This window comes from Pseudomonas sp. 65/3-MNA-CIBAN-0223 (assembly GCF_040310425.1).
Taxonomy (GTDB): domain Bacteria; phylum Pseudomonadota; class Gammaproteobacteria; order Pseudomonadales; family Pseudomonadaceae; genus Aquipseudomonas; species Aquipseudomonas gregormendelii.
Genome location: NZ_JBEOPV010000020.1, coordinates 95,095 through 113,061, shown reverse-complemented (window position 1 = coordinate 113,061; position 17,967 = coordinate 95,095). Strand labels below are relative to the sequence as shown.

Below are 17,967 nucleotides of genomic sequence, written 5' to 3'. Positions count from 1 at the left end.
TGTTTACCAAGGAGTTTTCCGTTTCGACTGCGCCGGAAGTGGGGCGAATTATAGACACCTGAGATCTGCCGTCAAGCGTAAATTCTGCTTTTCCATCAATTAGTTAGGAAAGGGCCGAAAACGCGCCTTTCCTTCTATATAAGTACACCTCTATATAGAAGGAACAGCTTAAAGCACCCCGGCTCCCTTGAAGGCGGCCACCGCACCAGCATCCAGACCCAACACCCGCTGCAGCACCTCCAGCGTGTGCTCTCCCAACAAAGGCGGCGCATTACGGTATTCCACCGGTGTTTCGGACAGGCGAATCGGACTCGCCACTTGCGGCACCATGCCAGCGAGCGCGTGGGGCAGTTCAATCGCCAGCCCTCGCGCCTTCACCTGGGGATCGGCAAACATTTGCGCCAGGTCGTTGATCGGCCCGCAGGGCACGCCCGCCTGCTCGAGCTGCAACACCCACTCGGCGGTTGTCTTGAATACGGTCGCCTGGCGAATGAGAGGAATCAGTTCGGCACGATTGGCCACCCGCAACTTGTTGGTAGCGAACCGCGGATCGTCAGCCCACTGTGGCCGACCCGCCACCTCGGCAAACTTGCGGAACTGCCCATCGTTACCCACGGTAAGGATGAAATCACCATCCGCCGTAGGGAAATCCTGATAAGGCACTATGTTTGGATGGGCATTGCCCAAGCGCTTGGGTGCATTACCGGTCGTCAAGTAGTTCATCGCCTGGTTAGCCAGACAGGCCACCTGGACATCCAGCAACGCCATATCAATGTGCTGGCCGCCGCCACTGTGAACCCGATGCGCCAGCGCTGCCAGAATCGCGACGGTCGAATACAGCCCGGTCAATATGTCCGTCAGGGCGACGCCAACCTTCACCGGCCCCGCGCCCTCATCACCCTCAGGCCGCCCGGTGAGGCTCATCAAGCCACCAAGTCCCTGGATCATGAAATCGTATCCAGCGCGCTTGGCATAGGGGCCGGTCTGGCCGAATCCGGTAATCGAGCAATAGATCAGATTGGGATTTATAGCCTTCAGTGACTCATAGTCCAGACCATAAGCAGCCAGGCCGCCGACTTTGAAGTTCTCGATCAGGATGTCCGACTTGGCCGCCAGGTCGCGCACCAGCTTCTGCCCTTCAGGGCGAGTGAAGTCGATGGTCACCGATTGCTTGTTGCGATTGGCGGACAGGTAATAAGCCGCTTCGCTGGTGTTCTCGCCATAGGCATCCTTCAGGAAAGGCGGGCCCCAGGCGCGCGTGTCATCACCATTGCCCGGGCGCTCGACCTTGATCACTTCAGCGCCAAGGTCAGCGAGGATCTGCCCGGACCAGGGTCCGGCCAGTACGCGTGATAAATCCAGTACCCGCAGATGCGAAAGCGCGCCCATGGCCGTTCTCCTATTAGTAGAACGCCTGCAGGCCAGTCTGGGCGCGACCAAGGATCAGCGCGTGAACGTCATGCGTGCCCTCGTAGGTATTCACCACTTCCAGGTTGACCAGGTGCCGTGCAACGCCGAATTCGTCGGAGATACCGTTGCCGCCCAGCATGTCGCGAGCCATGCGCGCGATATCCAGGGACTTGCCGCAGGAGTTGCGCTTCATCATCGAGGTGATCTCGACCGCTGCAGTGCCTTCGTCTTTCATACGACCCAGACGCAGGCAGCCTTGCAATGCCAGGGTGATCTCGGTCTGCATGTCGGCCAGTTTTTTCTGGATCAACTGAGTGGCCGCCAAAGGACGCCCGAACTGCTGACGATCCAGGGTGTATTGACGAGCGGTGTGCCAGCAGAACTCAGCCGCACCCAGCGCGCCCCAGGAAATGCCGTAGCGGGCGGAGTTGAGGCAGGTGAACGGACCTTTCAAGCCGCGCACGTCCGGGAAGATGTTCTCTTCAGGAACGAACACGTTGTCCATGACGATTTCGCCGGTGATCGATGCCCGCAGGCCTACCTTGCCGTGAATTGCCGGTGCGCTCAGGCCTTTCCAGCCCTTCTCGAGTACAAAACCGCGGATATCGCCGGCATCGTCCTTGCCCCAGACCACGAACACGTCGGCGATCGGGCTGTTAGTGATCCACATCTTGCTGCCTGTCAGGCTGTAGCCGCCTTCGACCTTGCGCGCACGGGTGATCATCGCTCCCGGGTCGGAACCGTGGTTAGGCTCGGTCAGACCGAAGCAACCGATCCACTCACCCGACGCCAATTTCGGCAGGTACTTCTGTTTTTGCGCTTCGGTACCGAATTCATTGATAGGCACCATCACCAGCGAGGACTGCACGCTCATCATCGAACGGTAACCGGAGTCGACGCGCTCAACCTCACGAGCGATCAGGCCATAGCTGACGTAGTTCAGTCCACTGCCGCCGTATTGTTCAGGGATGGTTGCGCCCAACAGGCCCACCTCACCCATCTCGCGGAAGATCGCCGGGTCAGTCTTTTCATGACGGAAAGCTTCCAGAACACGCGGCGCCAGCTTCTGCTGAGCGAATTGCTCGGCGGTATCGCGAATCATGCGTTCTTCTTCAGTGAGCTGTTGATCCAGCAGCAGCGGATCGATCCAGTTGAAGCTAGCTTTACCGGCCATGAGCAAGTCCTCTCGAAAGGCATCAAATAACGTGGATTGATCCTAGGCCTGCCCAAGCGCAAGGGCAAACGAGGATTTTGCATACTGTTGTGCTAATTTCTCACTCCGTAACATCGCCAAAGTCGAATCATGCGATGGATTAGTGAGGTTGAGGTACATGCGCAGAAAAATCCCCAGTACAACCGCCCTGATCAGCTTTGAAGCGGCTGCGCGCCACGAGAGCTTTACCAAGGCAGCCCAGGAGCTTTCGCTGACGCAGGGCGCCATTTGCCGACAGATCGCCAGCCTCGAGGAGTTCCTGAGTGTCGAACTGTTCCGACGCTCTCGTCGCGGAGTGAAACTGACCGAAGCCGGGCTTTCCTACAGCCGGCGAGTGGCCACCCAGCTGGACGCGGTTGAGCGCGATACCTTGTCGGTGATGGGTCAGCAAGGCGCCAACGTCATCGAACTCGCTGTGGTGCCGACATTTGGCACACAGTGGCTGCTGCCTCGGTTGAAAGACTTCCAGCACAAGCATCCGGAAGTAACCGTCAACCTGACCAACCGGACCCGCCCCTTCCTGTTTGCCGACACGGATTTCGATGCGGCTATCTACTTTGGCGACGCCGATTGGTCGGGTACTGAATCCCACAGGCTGATGGGGGAAAATCCGATGCCTGTCTGCAGCCCGCACCTGCTTGGACACCAGGATTCGCTGACACCCGCCCAAATTGCAGAGTATCCACTGCTGCAGCAGACCACCCGCCCCTATGCCTGGCGCCAATGGTTCAACTCGCAGCACCTTAATATCCCGCGGGACATGACAGGGCCGCGCTACGAGCTATTCTCCATGCTCGCCCAGGCAGCGATGCACGAGATGGGCATCGCGCTGATTCCGCCTTTCCTGATTCAGCGTGAGCTGGCGGAGAAACGCCTGGTGATTGCGAACCCAAATGCGCTGTCGAGCATCAAGGCCTATTACCTCATGATTCCAGAGCGAAAGGTCGAATCGGCTTCTTTGAGGGCTTTTCGTGATTGGCTGGTCAATCAAGCACAGGGCTATAGCCTTGAGTCCTAGCGACTTACAGCGATAAGCTGACCTCGTAGTCAGGTAAATCAAAGCCCTACAGATATAAGTAATTGTCGCATTTAAGCAGACTGTACTTGAAGGGAGCACAATCGTGCCACAAGCTCGTGCCACCGTGGCTTTGAGCCGGTATTGCCTAGCGATAATTACTCATTCACCTGACTCATGCGCGAAATCCAGAATCTTCCAAAAACTCCCTGCAGGCCCCGATTAACAAGGGCTTGGCCCGAATGCTTGCGACATTCGGTCACGGGGTGACTTGTAGTTAATTTTCCGTCACGCATCATAATCCCTTGAAGGGTGCAAAGTTCGCCTGCAAAATGCCGCGCCCCGCCCTTATTTAGCGGGATCGTGCTGATCGGCCGCCCCAGCTCGCACCATCCGAAGTGCCTGGGTTTACTCAATAAGATCACGCAGGAGATTTGACGTGCACATTGGTGTTCCTCTCGAAACCCAGACGGGTGAAACACGGGTTGCTGCAACCCCGGAAACCATCAAGAAGCTGATCGGCCAGGGTCATAAGGTCACTGTGCAAAGCGGCGCCGGCATCAATGCCAGTGTTGTCGACAGTGCCTATGAAGCGGCAGGCGCGATTATTGGCAGTGCCAATGAGGCGTTTGGTGCCGAGCTGATTCTCAAGGTGGTCGCTCCCAGCGACAGCGAACTCGCTTTGATCAAGAGCGGAACCGTTGTGGTGGGCATGCTCAACCCGTTCAGCAATGAAACCATTGCCAAGCTGGCCGAGTGCGGCGTTACCGCGTTTGCCCTGGAAGCGGCGCCACGCACCTCTCGGGCCCAGAGCCTGGACGTGCTGTCCTCCCAGGCCAACATCGCCGGCTATAAAGCCGTATTGCTGGCCGCTCACCACTATCCACGCTTCATGCCGATGCTGATGACCGCTGCGGGCACCGTGAAAGCGGCGCGGGTGCTGATTCTCGGCGCCGGCGTCGCGGGTTTGCAGGCGATTGCCACAGCAAAGCGCCTGGGTGCAGTGATCGAAGCGTCTGATGTGCGTCCTGCCGTTAAAGAGCAGATCGAATCCCTCGGCGCCAAGTTTGTCGACGTGCCCTACGAAACCGATGAAGAGCGTGAGTGCGCCGTCGGTGTCGGCGGCTACGCCCGGCCCATGCCTGCCAGCTGGATGCAGCGCCAGGCCCTGGCCGTTCACGAACGTGCCAAACAGGCTGACATTGTCATCACCACGGCCCTTATCCCTGGCCGCAAGGCACCGACATTGCTGAGCGCGGAAACCGTGGCGCAGATGAAACCCGGCTCGGTGGTCATCGACCTCGCCGCAGCCCAGGGCGGCAACTGTCCGCTTACCGTGGCGGACCAAGTAGTAGTCGAGAATGGCGTGACCATTTGCGGCCCGACCAACCTGGCCGGCGCAGTGGCGGCAGATGCTTCGGCACTGTACGCACGCAACCTGCTGGACTTCCTGAAGCTGGTCTTCAACAAGGAAGGCCAGTTCGAGATCAACCTCGAAGACGACATCGTCGCCGCGTGCCTGATGTGCCGCGACGGCCAAGTCATCCGCAAAAACGCCTAAGCAGGGATTCAGACGATGGAAGAGCTTATCTCCCCCGGTATCTACAACCTGATCATCTTCGTGCTGGCGATTTATGTCGGTTACCACGTGGTCTGGAACGTTACGCCTGCACTGCACACCCCCTTGATGGCAGTGACCAACGCCATCTCGGCGATCGTGATTGTCGGCGCCATGCTGGCTGCGGCGCTCACCGTGACCCCGCTGGGCAAGACCATGGGCACTCTGGCCGTGGCCCTGGCGGCAGTGAATGTGTTCGGTGGCTTCCTGGTCACCCGCAGGATGCTTGAGATGTTCAAGAAAAAAGCCCCGAAAGTCGTAAAAGAAGAGGCGCCCAAGTAATGAGCATGAACCTAGTCACGACGCTCTACTTGATCGCGTCCATCTGCTTCATCCAAGCCCTCAAAGGGTTGTCCCATCCGACAACCTCCCGACGCGGCAACCTGTTCGGCATGCTCGGCATGGGCCTGGCGATCCTCACCACAGTGGGCCTGATCTACAAGCTGGGCGCTGAGCTCGCCACCGCGGGCATCGGCTACGTCATTGTCGGCCTGTTGGTCGGCGGCACCGCCGGCTCGATCATGGCCAAGCGCGTTGAAATGACCAAGATGCCGGAACTGGTCGCCTTCATGCACAGCATGATCGGCCTGGCGGCGGTATTCATCGCCATCGCAGCGGTGGTCGAGCCGCAGTCCCTGGGCATCGTCAAGCAGCTGGGCGATGCAATCCCTGCGGGTAATCGCCTTGAACTGTTCCTTGGCGCAGCTATCGGTGCAATCACCTTCTCCGGTTCGGTGATCGCATTCGGCAAGCTCTCCGGCAAGTACAAGTTCCGCCTGTTCCAGGGCGCACCCGTGCAGTTCGGTGGCCAGCACAAGCTGAACCTGCTGCTGGGCCTGGCAACGCTGGCCCTGGGCATCACCTTCATGCTCACCGGCAACCTCGGTGCCTTCGCACTGATGCTGGCCCTGGCTTTCGTCCTGGGCGTGCTGATCATCATCCCGATCGGTGGCGCGGACATGCCGGTGGTAGTGTCGATGCTCAATAGCTATTCGGGCTGGGCGGCGGCAGGTATCGGTTTCTCGCTGAACAACTCGATGCTGATCATCGCCGGCTCGCTGGTGGGTTCGTCCGGTGCAATCCTCTCGTACATCATGTGCAAGGCGATGAACCGTTCGTTCTTCAACGTACTGCTCGGCGGTTTTGGCAACACGGCAGACGCCGGCCCTGCAGGCGCCAAGGAAGCTCGTCCGGTCAAATCCGGTTCGGCTGACGACGCAACCTTCCTGCTGACCAACGCCGATACCGTGATCATCGTTCCTGGCTACGGCCTGGCGGTCGCTCGCGCGCAGCATGCGCTCAAGGAACTCACCGAGAAGCTCACCCATCGCGGTGTGACCGTGAAGTACGCCATTCACCCGGTGGCGGGTCGGATGCCTGGGCACATGAACGTATTGCTGGCCGAGGCCGAAGTGCCCTACGACCAGGTGTTCGAGATGGAAGACATCAACTCCGAGTTCGGCCAGGCCGACGTGGTACTGGTGCTCGGGGCGAACGACGTGGTCAACCCGGCGGCGAAGAACGATCCTAAATCGCCGATTGCCGGCATGCCGATTCTCGAGGCGTTCAAGGCCAAGACCATCATCGTCAACAAGCGCTCGATGGCCAGTGGTTATGCCGGTCTGGACAACGAACTGTTCTACCTCGACAAAACCATGATGGTGTTCGGCGACGCTAAAAAGGTCATCGAGGACATGGTCAAAGCCGTCGAGTAAAACCTGCTCCAGCGCAATACCCAAAACCTCAGCCTTTAGTAGGCTGGGGTTTTTTATTGCCTGTAAAAATCCCCGCCAACCCGACCAAAGGCTCTAAATCAGTGGTCTGCATTCGACCATGGTAGCGGGAGGATTTTTCTGGAAATCACTAAACTGCCCACCTTGCTTCCGTTGCCCGAGATAACAATCCATGTATCGTGATCGTATTCGCTTGCCTTCGTTGTTGGATAAGGTGATGAGCGCCGCCGACGCCGCCGCTTTGATTGAGGACGGCATGACCGTCGGCATGAGCGGCTTCACCCGCGCGGGCGAAGCCAAGGCCGTGCCCCACGCACTCGCCGAGCGCGCCAAAATCTCTCCGCTGAAAATCACCTTGATGACCGGCGCCAGCCTGGGCAACGACCTCGACAAGCAGCTCACCGAGGCTGGCGTGCTATCGCGGCGCATGCCGTTCCAGGTGGACAGCACCCTGCGCAAGGCAATCAACGCCGGCGAGGTCATGTTCATCGACCAACACCTTTCGGAAACCGTCGAGCAACTGCGCAACCAACAGCTCAAGCTGCCGGATATCGCCGTCATCGAAGCCGTAGCGATCACCGAACAGGGCCATATCGTGCCCACCACCTCGGTAGGCAACTCGGCCAGCTTCGCGATTTTCGCCAAACAGGTCATCGTCGAAATCAACCTTGCACACAATCCAAACCTGGAAGGTCTGCACGACATCTATATCCCGACCTATCGCCCGACCCGCACGCCCATTCCGCTGGTAAAGGTGGATGACCGCATCGGCAGCACTGCCATCCCGATCCCGCCGGAAAAGATCGTGGCGATTGTCATCACCAATCAATCCGACTCGCCATCCACCGTCTTGCCGCCGGACGTGGACACTCAGGCCATCGCCGATCACCTGATCGACTTCTTCAAGCAGGAAGTCGCTGCCGGGCGCATGACCAACAAGCTTGGCCCCTTGCAGGCTGGCATCGGCACCATCGCCAACTCGGTGGTGTGCGGCTTGATCGATTCGCCGTTCGAAGACCTTACGATGTACTCGGAAGTCCTGCAGGACTCGACATTCGACCTGATCGACGCCGGCAAGCTGAGCTTCGCCTCAGGCAGCTCGATCACTTTGTCAGCCCGGCGCAACAGCGACGTGTTCGGTAACCTGGAGCGCTACAAGGACAAACTGGTCCTGCGCCCTCAGGAAATTTCCAATCACCCGGAAGTCGTACGTCGCCTCGGTATCATCGGCATCAACACGGCGCTTGAGTTCGATCTGTACGGCAACGTCAACTCGACGCATGTCTGCGGCACGCGAATGATGAATGGCATCGGCGGCTCCGGCGACTTCGCACGAAATGCCCACCTGGCAATCTTTGTGACCAAGTCGATCGCCAAGGCCGGCGCGATCTCCAGCGTAGTCCCCATGGTCAGCCACGTTGACCATACCGAGCACGATGTCGACATCCTCGTGACCGAAGTGGGCCTGGCGGACCTGCGCGGCCTTGCACCCAGGGAACGCGCACGGGTCATCATCGACAACTGCGTGCACCCCGACTACCGCCAGGCGCTGGATGACTACTTCACCGCGGCCTGTGCCATCGGCGGGCATACCCCCCACATCCTGCGCGAAGCACTGAGCTGGCACATAAACCTGGAAGAAACCGGCCGGATGCTGGCCGTGTAAATAGTACAGATAGCCGCTGGCGCAAACACAGTTTCGCCAGCGACCTATTGGAAAGCCCCTATCCGAATAAAACTGTACTACTGTACTGGTTGTTTCCTACAGAAAAGTCCCCAACGTATCGGTATCAACGGCACAATCGCACCAATAAAGTGCCGACAAGTACAGTTGCCTCAATTTAGACCAGTACACCCCCTATTAACAGTTAACTGGTACCTCACAATACAGTTGAACTGTATCTACAGGGACTGGCCAAACGAGAGGATCATTGGCATCAGTTAAACCACTACCTAATCCCGCCACAAGCGGAAGGATGTCAACCATGGAACGTACACTCAGTTCCGAACTGTTCTTCGAAGATACCGCTGCAAAAACCCAGGCTTCGATGCCTCTTCGCGTTATCGCCAACCTGATGTTGTGGCAGCGCCGCATCTCCAGCCGCCATCAACTGGCTCGTCTGGATTCGCGTCTGCTGGCTGATGCCGGGATTAGCGAAGCACAACGCTACGAAGAGCTGAGCAAGCCGTTCTGGCGCTAAGTAGCGTCGCTGGCTCTGACCTGCAGGGTCCACCGCCAGCAACCCGAATTGCACAAACAAGACCCGTCGCCGGAAACCGCGACGGGTTTTGTCGTTTCAGGCCCCTGAAAAACTCAACCAGTACAGTTTCTTAAGCAGTGAATACTGCAAGTACAGTTCTGTAGGAGCTGCCGAAGGCTGCGATCTTTTGATCGTTGGCGTGGCGAAACAAAGATCAACAGATCGCAACCTTCGGCAGCGCCTACGCAGGGTTTCTTCGGCGCTGGACTGTTCGAACCAGCCCACCCCGGCCTAATATCCAAGGGGAACGTGGCGAATGCTGCAAAACAGACGTCCCATTAAACAAGCCACCTCCCAATCCGGTTCATTTTAAGGAGTTACACCATGTCCCGTCTTCGTCTGCTCAGCGCTGCAGCCCTGCTCGCCGTGGCTGCCAATTCCCACGCCACCAGCTTCATCGTGACCACCGATGCCGTCGTCGGTGCACTGAAAGCCACTTCCGATGCGACTTCCGACGTCACCTCCTCTTTCCGAGATGACAAGATCGTCCGTGCCGCGCGCGATGACGCTGCCAGTTTCGTAGCCAGCGAAGGTTCGATCCGTGGCGTGAAGCTGGAAAGTGCTCTGGACCACATTCGCCACCAGGCACCTCAACTGAACGCAACCGACGCACAACTGGCCCAGGCTATCCTGACCATCTGACTCGGATGACTGCCATGGGGCGCGCAAGTCGTGTCCCATTGTTTCCGCGCTGGCTCTAAAACAGGCATTACGCTAGCCTTCGGACTCGTTTTCCAACTATCGAGCCTCATGCGTTTTCTTTCAAATCTGTTGATCACTCCGGTATTAATGGCCATTGGCTGGTCGGGATCTGCCCAAGCCTACGACGCCTTCAATCTGTCCACCCAGGGCATCGTAGCCAGCGGCTATGCCACGAGCATGGTGACCTCGGCCCCCTTCGACCGTAAGCTACTGCTCGCTGCACAGGATGACGCTGCCGCTTTCATCGCCACCGATGGAGCATTGCTTGGCGCGCGCCTGGAGTCCGCACTGGTTTATCTGCGCCATACACGGCCAAAACTTCATGCAAGCGACCTTGAACTGGCGCAGGCAATTCTCGTCCAATAGTTATCCTTGTCCTTCCGGAGTCGTTCCATGCGTAACCCGCTGATTGCCGCCACCCTTGGCCTGTTGTTGCTGGCCGACCTGGCCCAGGCGCAAACCCTGGTAGCCACCAGTAATATTGTTATTCGTGCCAGCCAGCGCACGCTCGATTTCACCTCGGACACCACCACGTCGATCCGTGATTCGAAAATTGTTCGCGAAGCCCATGACGATGCCGCCAGTTTTGTGGCCAGCAATGGCGACATTCGCGGAGCACACCTTGAAGCCGCCTTCGATACCTTGCGTACCCGCGTGCCCGAAGCGCGCGACGCCAGTGACCAGGTTCTCGCCGAAGCCATCCTCGCACTGTGAGGTCGGTAGGCGCCTGGCTGCTGGCCGGGGTCGTGTTGCTGCTTGGCAACACGGCTCAGGCTGACCTGCAATTACGGCTCAAGACCACAGGCCTGAGCCCCGCACAACAACAGGCCAGCCAGGCGCTCCTTGATGAAGCCATGCAGGCGTTACCGCCACAGTTCATCCAGCAACTGGACCGTCGCATCGACGTTGGCTGGACCGACGACATGCCCGCCAATGCCTATGGCCAGGCTTCATTGGTTTCTGAGCTCGACCTGAACCGCAACCTGCTCGACAGCCTCACGGACGGCAGTGCCGCCAGCAAAAAAACCTATCGCCCCCACGGCACCGTGCGCCGGGAGATGCTCGCCACGGTGTTGCACGAGCTCACGCACATCTATGACCGCTCTCGTCTGTGGACGGGGACCGAACGCACGCTGATCCAGCGCTGCACCCGGCGCAACAGCAGTGCCGGGCTGGTCGGCATGCCAGACGAGTGTCGCGGCCAGAACGACCGCCGCTTCACCCTCAGCGACGATCCACGCCTGCTTGATCTTGCTGGCTGGCAACAATATGTCGGTCGCCGTGGTGAGCGTGAACAGCACAATCGGCAGATCGCGCGCAGCCCGGACATTTACGAGACGAGCAGCCCGAAGGAGTTTGTGGCGGTCAACATGGAGTATTTCCTCCTCGACCCAAGCTACGCCTGCCGTCGCCCGGCGCTCTATCGCTACTACCAGGAACACTTTGGCTGGGCCCCCGCTGCCAAGGAGACCTGCGCCAAATCTTTCGCCTTCCTCAATGCAGGCAACGATTTCGCCAGGCAACCCCTGGGTCAGGTAGACCCGGAGCGGGTTTACGCCGTGGACTATCTGCTGGCCGAAGCCAATCAGAACTGGGTCAGTCGCTGGGGCCACAGCATGTTGCGCCTGGTGATCTGCGCGCCGGGGCGACCGCGGGGGCCGGATTGCCGCCTGGATCTTGATCAACACCTGGTGCTGTCGTACCGCGCCTTCGTCGGCGACGTGCAGCTATCGAGCTGGGACGGGCTGGTCGGCAAGTATCCGTCACGCCTGTTCGTGCTGCCGCTAGCCCAAGTGATCGACGAATACACCAAGACCGAGTTACGCAGCCTGGCCTCGATCCCGCTGACCCTGTCACGCAAAGAGATCGAAGAGGTGGTCGAGCACGCGGCCGAGATGCATTGGAGTTACGACGGCAACTACTTCTTCCTGTCCAACAACTGTGCAGTGGAAGGGCTGAAACTGCTACGTAGTGGCACCAACAACAAGCAATTGGTGGGCCTGGACAGCATCATGCCCAATGGGTTGCTGGAAGTGCTCAAGGGTCGCGGGCTGGCCGATACCAGCGTCCTTGATGATCCGCGCGAGGCCTTGCGCCTGGGCTATCGCTTCGACTCGTTCCGCGACCGCTACCAGGCGATGTTCGAGGTGCTGAAAAAGCATTTGCCAATCAAGCAGGAGAACGTCGAGGACTGGCTGGCGATCAAGGCTACAGAGCGGCGCCAGTGGATCGACCAGGCGGACCTGCGCACCAGTGCCGCCCTGCTGCTGCTCGAGCAGGCAGCGTTCCGGCAACAACTGGTGCTGGCGCAGGATGAGGTCAAGCAACGCTATCTGGGCGCGCGGGAATTGAAGAACGGCGGCATGGACAAGGCCAACGCCACGCTGCAGCAGATTCTTGCCAACAGCGGGTTTCTAAGCCGCCCGGCAGAATTGCTGGGTACTGGCGGTTACGGATTGCCGCAGCCAAGCGAGTGGCAGCGCCTTGAATCGGAAAGCAGCCTTCGGCAGAAACAGCTTCAGGCGCTGACCGGCGATCTGGACAAGGAAGTCAGAGCCCTGCTGGACCCGGCCCGGGCAGCCGAGATGGCGGAGAATGAGGCCAACCTGAAGCAGGTTGGCGAACATTTACGCAAATTGCACAAGGCAGCCGGAGGGCTGGAACTGCCTTGAGCAAAAGCCGCTGACAGGCGTCAGACTCGAGCCTTGCGCACGCCTTCGGACAAGGCTGCGCAAAGGCTCAGTACGCCGTCGATCGCCTGGTCAGGTGTGGAGGCATTGGCAATGTGATCGATCAGTGCCGAACCCACCACTACACCGTCCGCAAGACGCGCGATCGCCGCCGCCTGCTCTGGCGTGCGGATGCCGAAACCAACGCTGATCGGCAGGTCGGTATGGCGTCGCAGGCGAGCAACAGCCTCTTCCACGTGTTCCAGGGTCGCCGCGCCCGCACCGGTCACACCGGCTACCGACACGTAGTACACGAAACCGGAGCTGCCGTTCAGCACCGTTGGCAGGCGCACATCATCAGTAGTCGGCGTGGTCAGGCGGATGAAATCCAGGCCGGCAGCCTGTGCCGGATCGCACAACTCACCGTTATGCTCAGGCGGCAGGTCAACCACGATCAGGCCATCCACGCCGGCAGCTTTGGCGTCTTCAATGAACTGCGGCACGCCATACATGTGGATCGGGTTGAAGTAGCCCATCAACACCAGCGGGGTCTCAGCATTGCCTTCACGGAACTCGCGAACCATCTGCAGGGTTTTCGCCAGGTTCTGTTTAGCGCCCAAGGCACGAATGTTGGCCAGCTGGATCGCCGGGCCATCGGCCATCGGGTCGGTAAACGGCATGCCCAGTTCGATAACGTCGGCACCCGCGCCAGGCAGCCCCTTGAGGATCGCCAGCGAAGTGTCATAGCTTGGGTCGCCGGCGGTGACGAAGGTCACCAGGGCAGCGCGATTCTGTTCCTTGAGTTCGGCAAAACGCGTTTGCAGGCGGCTCATCAGTGTTTCTCCTGCTTGGATTGCATGTGTTGGGACTGCTCCATGTGGTGCATCACAGTCTGCATGTCTTTGTCGCCACGGCCGGACAGGTTGATCACCATCAAATGATCTTTTGGCAACTTCGGCGCACGCTTGAAGACTTCAGCCAGGGCGTGAGCGCTTTCCAGCGCAGGAATGATCCCTTCCAGGCGGCAGCACTTATGAAATGCATCCAGGGCTTCGTCGTCAGTCACGGAGGTGTACTGCACGCGGCCGATGTCATGCAACCAGGCGTGTTCCGGACCGATACCGGGATAATCCAGGCCAGCGGAAATCGAGTGAGCGTCGATGATCTGGCCGTCATCGTCCTGCAGCAGGAAGGTGCGGTTGCCGTGCAACACACCTGGAACCCCACCGTTGAGGCTTGCCGCGTGCTTGCCGGTTTCGATCCCGTGACCGGCCGCTTCAACGCCGATGATTTCCACGCTCTGGTCATCGAGGAACGGGTGGAACAGGCCCATCGCGTTGGAACCACCGCCGATGCACGCCACCAGGCTGTCTGGCAGGCGGCCTTCCTGGGCTTGCAGCTGGTCCCGGGTTTCCTTGCCGATGACGGCCTGGAAATCACGCACCATGGCAGGGTAAGGGTGGGGGCCAGCCACCGTGCCGATCAGGTAGAAAGTGCTATCGACGTTGGTCACCCAATCGCGCAGCGCCTCGTTCATCGCGTCTTTCAAAGTGCCGGTACCGGCAACGACTGGAATGACTTCGGCACCCAGCAGCTTCATGCGGAACACGTTGGCCTGCTGACGCTCGATGTCAGTAGTGCCCATGTAGATCACGCAGTCCAGACCGAAACGCGCCGCGACCGTGGCAGTCGCCACGCCGTGCATGCCGGCACCGGTCTCGGCAATAATGCGTTTCTTGCCCATGCGCCGCGCCAGCAGGATCTGGCCAATGCAGTTGTTGATCTTATGCGCGCCAGTGTGGTTCAGCTCTTCGCGCTTGAGATAGATTTTCGCACCGCCACAGAACTCAGTGAGACGCTCGGCGTAGTAGAGCGGGCTCGGACGACCGACGTAGTCGCGCTGGAAGTACGCCAGCTCCTCCTTGAAGGCCGGATCTTCCTTGGCCAGTTCATATTCACGGGCCAGCTCGAGGATCAACGGCATCAAGGTTTCAGCAACGTAACGGCCGCCGAAGCCGCCGAACAGGCCACTGGCATCGGGGCCACTGCGCAGATTGGTCTGGGTCATAAGTTGCTCCAGTTGAATTCGTGTGATGACAATGACGCTCACTTTACCCCTGACGTCCTGCACTGAAAACCGATAAGATCGCTACAACCTGTCAGGAAAACTCACATATCCCATGAGCCATGACCTCCCGCCGTTAAATGCCCTTCGCGCCTTCGAGGCCACTGCGCGCCTGAACAGCGTGAGCCAGGCTGCCGAGCAGTTGCACGTCACCCACGGGGCAGTTAGCCGGCAATTGAAGGTACTCGAGGAGCATCTGGGCGTCAGCCTGTTCATCAAGGACGGTCGCGGCTTGAAACTCACAGATGCAGGCGTTCGACTGCGAGATGCCAGCAGTGAAGCGTTCGAGCGCTTGCGTACGGTTTGCGCAGAGTTGACTCAAAGCACCGCCGACGCGCCTTTCGTGCTGGGCTGTTCGGGGAGCCTGTTGGCGCGCTGGTTCATTCCGCGCCTGGGTCGACTGAATGCAGACCTGCCGGACCTGCGCCTGCACCTTTCAGCGGGCGAAGGTGACCTCGATCCACGGCGCCCCGGGCTGGATGCCTTGTTGGTATTCGCCGAGCCACCCTGGCCAGCGGACATGCAGGTGTATGCCCTGGCCAGTGAACGGATCGGCCCGGTGATGAGCCCGCGCTTCACCGGTTATGCACATTTGCAGAATGCGCCGGCCAGCGCACTGCTCGGTGAGCCGTTATTGCACACCACCTCCCGCCCGCAAGCATGGCCAAGCTGGGCACAGCAAAGCGACCTCAACGCCAAGGCGCTGACGTACGGACAGGGTTTTGAGCATTTGTATTATTTGCTGGAGGCGGCAGTAGCAGGGCTGGGCGTGGCAATTGCACCCGAACCGCTGGTGATCGAAGACTTGAAGGCGGGTCGCCTGGTTGCGCCATGGGGTTTCACTGAAACGACGGCGCAACTGGCGTTGTGGTTACCCAAGCGCGCCGCAGACGGGCGCGCCAGGCAGTTGGCGCAGTGGCTTAAAAACGAGCTGCGCCAAGCGGATTAGTCACCACGTTTGCACAGCAGATAAGCGGCCAGCAAACCCAGTGCACCGACAGCGACACCGGCTGTGGTCCAAGGGTGTTCCTGAGCGTAGTCACGAGTGGCAATCCCGGTTTCACGGGTTTTGACTTTGACTTCTTCGTAGGCATCGCTAAGCAGGTGGCGCGAGTGCTTCAGCGCGCTCTCAGCGTTGGCTTTCAAGACTTTCAGGGTTTTGCGCGACTCGTCCGAGGCGTCGTCCTTCAGGCTTTCCAAAGACTTCAGAAGACTCTCGATCTCGGCTTCCATGCTTTGCAATGAGGCTTTACGTAAAGAGGTGTTGGCCATGGTGGCTCTCCTGCATTGGTGATGAGTGGCGTGTGTTGGTTGGGACTACAGCCGTTTGAGAAAGTGCAGTAAATCTGAACTTCTGTATCGAGTTGACCGACAGAAGTAATACGAAAATTCACTGCTAGTCTGTATTTCATACCCCAAGGAGAACGCCATGACTGATCACCATACGTACAAAAAAGTCGAACTGGTTGGCTCATCTGCCACCAGCATCGAAGACGCGATCAACAACGCACTGGCCGAAGCAAGCAAGACCATCAAGCACCTGGAATGGTTTGAAGTGACCGAGACCCGTGGGCATATCGAGAATGGTCGGGCCGCGCATTTTCAGGTAACACTCAAGGTCGGCTTCCGGATTGCCAGCAGCTGAGTTTGAGCTAGTCTTCTGAACTTGCGCGCTGGCCGAATGCCATAGGGAATGGCAAAAGCGCTACATGAGTGCACCCCTGTGAAACCGGGGTGCCCCTATTATCCGACCAGAGAATGCATCCGATGAAGAAGTTTATTTTGGCGGTAGGTCTGCTGAGCCTCGCCGGTACAGCATTCGCAGCTGGCAAACCGTGCGAAGAGCTCAAAGCCGAAATCGCCGCGAAGCTCGATGCCAAGGGCGTTTCTGGTTACTCACTGGAAATTGTCGATAAAGGCGCTGCGGCTGGCGGCCAGGTTGTTGGCACCTGCGAAGGCGGCGCCAAGGAAATCGTCTACAAGAAATAAGCGGGTTGCGCCGCACTGAAAGCCGACGCAATGGCGTCGGCTTTTTTACGCCTGGCGTCTGAGTGTCAGCCTTTCATGACCTGCGCCAACAGCTCGTAGGAATGCACGCGATCGGCATGTTCATACAGGTCGCAGGTGAAGATCAGCTCATCCGCCTGGGTTTGCTCGATCAGCACCTCCAGTTTGGCGCGAATTTTCTGCGGGCTGCCAACCATCGCCAGGCCGAGGAAATCAGCCACTGCCTCCTTCTCATGGGGCAACCACAGACCGTCCATGGTTTTAACCGGTGGACGCTGCACAAGGCTCTGGCCCCGCATCAGCGCGAGGATTCGCTGGTAGACCGACGTCGCCAGGTAATCGGCTTGCTCGTCGGTATCGGCAGCCACCAATGGCACGCCCAGCATCACGTAAGGCTTGTCCAGCACCGCAGAAGGCTTGAAATGATTGCGATAGACGCGAATCGCCTCATGCATGAAGCGCGGTGCGAAATGGGAAGCGAAGGCGTAGGGCAAACCGCGTTCACCGGCCAGTTGCGCACTGAACAGGCTTGAACCCAGCAGCCACACCGGAACATTTGTGCCCGTGCCAGGCATGGCGATGATCCGTTGATCCGGCGTGCGGGGGCCCAGGTAGCGCATCAGCTCCGCCACGTCAGACGGGAAATCGTCGGCGCTGCCGGAACGTTCCCGCCGCAGGGCACGGGCGGTCATTTGATCGGAGCCAGGCGCACGCCCCAGGCCGAGGTCGATACGGCCGGGGTAAAGACTTTCCAGAGTGCCGAACTGTTCGGCAATCACCAGAGGCGCGTGGTTGGGCAGCATCACGCCGCCGGAACCGACACGAATGGTCGAGGTACCACCTGCCAGGTAACCCAGCAAAACCGAGGTGGCCGAACTGGCGATGCCGTCCATGTTGTGGTGTTCGGCCACCCAAAAGCGGTTGTAGCCGAGCTTTTCGACATGCTGTGCCAGGTCGAGGGAATTGCGCAGGGACTGGGCCGCACTGCCATTTTCCCTTACAGGTACAAGGTCCAGGGTCGAAAACTTTATGTCGGTCAATCGTTTCATAAACCTGCTTCTCCAATCGGGGGGAGCAGGTTTTTTCTTGCGAACGAAAACCTGCCGAATCCATAAGCGTGATTCATGCAATGAGGGCATATACCCGAGATTCAATAGCCAAGGCAAAAAAACCTACGAAAATGGTAGGACTTTTCAGATCGGGTGAACTTTGCA

The 17,967-nt window shown here is 59.0% G+C and carries 19 protein-coding genes; 13 read left to right on the top strand and 6 right to left on the bottom strand.

The window, feature by feature from the left end; translation table 11 throughout:
• Positions 1–168: 168 nt before the first annotated feature.
• Complete coding sequence (locus AAEZ09_RS22190; RefSeq protein ID WP_350600785.1) at positions 169–1,389, bottom strand: CaiB/BaiF CoA transferase family protein; 1,221 nt, start codon at positions 1,387–1,389, stop codon at positions 169–171.
• Between the two features lie 13 nt (positions 1,390–1,402).
• Entirely contained in the window at positions 1,403–2,584 is a 1,182-nt protein-coding gene (locus AAEZ09_RS22185; RefSeq protein ID WP_045059067.1) for an acyl-CoA dehydrogenase, read from the bottom strand.
• Between the two features lie 157 nt (positions 2,585–2,741).
• Between AAEZ09_RS22185 and AAEZ09_RS22180 the strand changes: the two genes are divergently transcribed.
• From AAEZ09_RS22180 to AAEZ09_RS22135, 10 genes are all read left to right on the top strand, one after another.
• Positions 2,742–3,641 (top strand): LysR family transcriptional regulator, encoded by a 900-nt coding sequence (locus AAEZ09_RS22180; RefSeq protein ID WP_205893956.1) that lies wholly within the window; start codon positions 2,742–2,744, stop codon positions 3,639–3,641.
• A 436-nt stretch (positions 3,642–4,077) separates the two neighbouring features.
• A complete protein-coding gene (locus tag AAEZ09_RS22175; RefSeq protein ID WP_045059069.1) occupies positions 4,078–5,199 on the top strand; it encodes a Re/Si-specific NAD(P)(+) transhydrogenase subunit alpha in 1,122 nt (373 codons plus the stop codon).
• Positions 5,200–5,214: 15 nt separating this feature from the next.
• Positions 5,215–5,538 (top strand): NAD(P) transhydrogenase subunit alpha part 2, encoded by a 324-nt coding sequence (locus AAEZ09_RS22170; protein ID WP_007947884.1) that lies wholly within the window; start codon positions 5,215–5,217, stop codon positions 5,536–5,538.
• On the top strand, positions 5,538–6,971 hold the full coding sequence (locus AAEZ09_RS22165; RefSeq protein ID WP_045059070.1) for an NAD(P)(+) transhydrogenase (Re/Si-specific) subunit beta: 1,434 nt from the start codon (positions 5,538–5,540) through the stop codon (positions 6,969–6,971). The genes AAEZ09_RS22170 and AAEZ09_RS22165 overlap by 1 nt, the downstream gene beginning before the upstream one ends.
• 190 nt (positions 6,972–7,161) lie before the next feature.
• On the top strand, positions 7,162–8,655 hold the full coding sequence (scpC, locus tag AAEZ09_RS22160) for a succinyl-CoA:acetate CoA-transferase ScpC (RefSeq protein ID WP_350600783.1): 1,494 nt from the start codon (positions 7,162–7,164) through the stop codon (positions 8,653–8,655).
• A gap of 319 nt (positions 8,656–8,974) precedes the next feature.
• Positions 8,975–9,190: a DUF1127 domain-containing protein gene (locus AAEZ09_RS22155; RefSeq protein ID WP_007902752.1), complete on the top strand. Its 216-nt coding sequence runs from the start codon at positions 8,975–8,977 to the stop codon at positions 9,188–9,190.
• A gap of 384 nt (positions 9,191–9,574) precedes the next feature.
• On the top strand, positions 9,575–9,892 hold the full coding sequence (locus AAEZ09_RS22150; RefSeq protein ID WP_045059072.1) for a DUF2388 domain-containing protein: 318 nt from the start codon (positions 9,575–9,577) through the stop codon (positions 9,890–9,892).
• Between the two features lie 108 nt (positions 9,893–10,000).
• Complete coding sequence (locus tag AAEZ09_RS22145) at positions 10,001–10,318, top strand: DUF2388 domain-containing protein (RefSeq protein WP_045059073.1); 318 nt, start codon at positions 10,001–10,003, stop codon at positions 10,316–10,318.
• Positions 10,319–10,345: 27 nt separating this feature from the next.
• On the top strand, positions 10,346–10,666 hold the full coding sequence (locus tag AAEZ09_RS22140) for a DUF2388 domain-containing protein (RefSeq protein WP_045059074.1): 321 nt from the start codon (positions 10,346–10,348) through the stop codon (positions 10,664–10,666).
• A complete protein-coding gene (locus tag AAEZ09_RS22135; protein ID WP_045059075.1) occupies positions 10,663–12,624 on the top strand; it encodes a DUF7844 domain-containing protein in 1,962 nt (653 codons plus the stop codon). Before AAEZ09_RS22140 ends, AAEZ09_RS22135 begins: the two co-directional genes overlap by 4 nt.
• A gap of 20 nt (positions 12,625–12,644) precedes the next feature.
• Here the strand turns inward: AAEZ09_RS22135 and trpA are convergent, their stop codons facing one another.
• Positions 12,645–13,454, bottom strand: a complete 810-nt coding sequence (trpA, locus tag AAEZ09_RS22130; RefSeq protein ID WP_350600782.1) for a tryptophan synthase subunit alpha — start codon at positions 13,452–13,454, stop codon at positions 12,645–12,647.
• Positions 13,454–14,689 (bottom strand): tryptophan synthase subunit beta, encoded by a 1,236-nt coding sequence (gene trpB / locus AAEZ09_RS22125; RefSeq protein WP_122840849.1) that lies wholly within the window; start codon positions 14,687–14,689, stop codon positions 13,454–13,456. Before trpB ends, trpA begins: the two co-directional genes overlap by 1 nt.
• 112 nt (positions 14,690–14,801) lie before the next feature.
• Here trpB and AAEZ09_RS22120 point away from each other — a divergent pair, with 112 nt between their 5' ends.
• Positions 14,802–15,695, top strand: coding sequence for a LysR family transcriptional regulator (locus AAEZ09_RS22120; protein ID WP_350600780.1), 894 nt, complete (start codon positions 14,802–14,804; stop codon positions 15,693–15,695).
• Here the strand turns inward: AAEZ09_RS22120 and AAEZ09_RS22115 are convergent.
• Positions 15,692–16,018, bottom strand: coding sequence for an ElaB/YgaM/YqjD family protein (locus AAEZ09_RS22115; protein ID WP_045059079.1), 327 nt, complete (start codon positions 16,016–16,018; stop codon positions 15,692–15,694). The two genes, AAEZ09_RS22120 and AAEZ09_RS22115, sit on opposite strands and share 4 nt — an antisense overlap.
• A gap of 157 nt (positions 16,019–16,175) precedes the next feature.
• Here AAEZ09_RS22115 and AAEZ09_RS22110 point away from each other — a divergent pair, with 157 nt between their 5' ends.
• Together AAEZ09_RS22110 and AAEZ09_RS22105 are read left to right on the top strand one after the other, a co-directional pair.
• Entirely contained in the window at positions 16,176–16,391 is a 216-nt protein-coding gene (locus tag AAEZ09_RS22110; RefSeq protein WP_045059080.1) for a dodecin, read from the top strand.
• 122 nt (positions 16,392–16,513) lie between these two features.
• Positions 16,514–16,735 carry a DUF1161 domain-containing protein gene (locus tag AAEZ09_RS22105; protein WP_045059081.1) on the top strand — a complete coding sequence of 74 codons (222 nt, stop codon included), beginning with the start codon at positions 16,514–16,516 and terminating at the stop codon, positions 16,733–16,735.
• Between the two features lie 65 nt (positions 16,736–16,800).
• Here the strand turns inward: AAEZ09_RS22105 and AAEZ09_RS22100 are convergent, their stop codons facing one another.
• Entirely contained in the window at positions 16,801–17,802 is a 1,002-nt protein-coding gene (locus AAEZ09_RS22100; protein ID WP_350600779.1) for an LLM class flavin-dependent oxidoreductase, read from the bottom strand.
• Between the last annotated feature and the right edge of the window lie 165 nt (positions 17,803–17,967).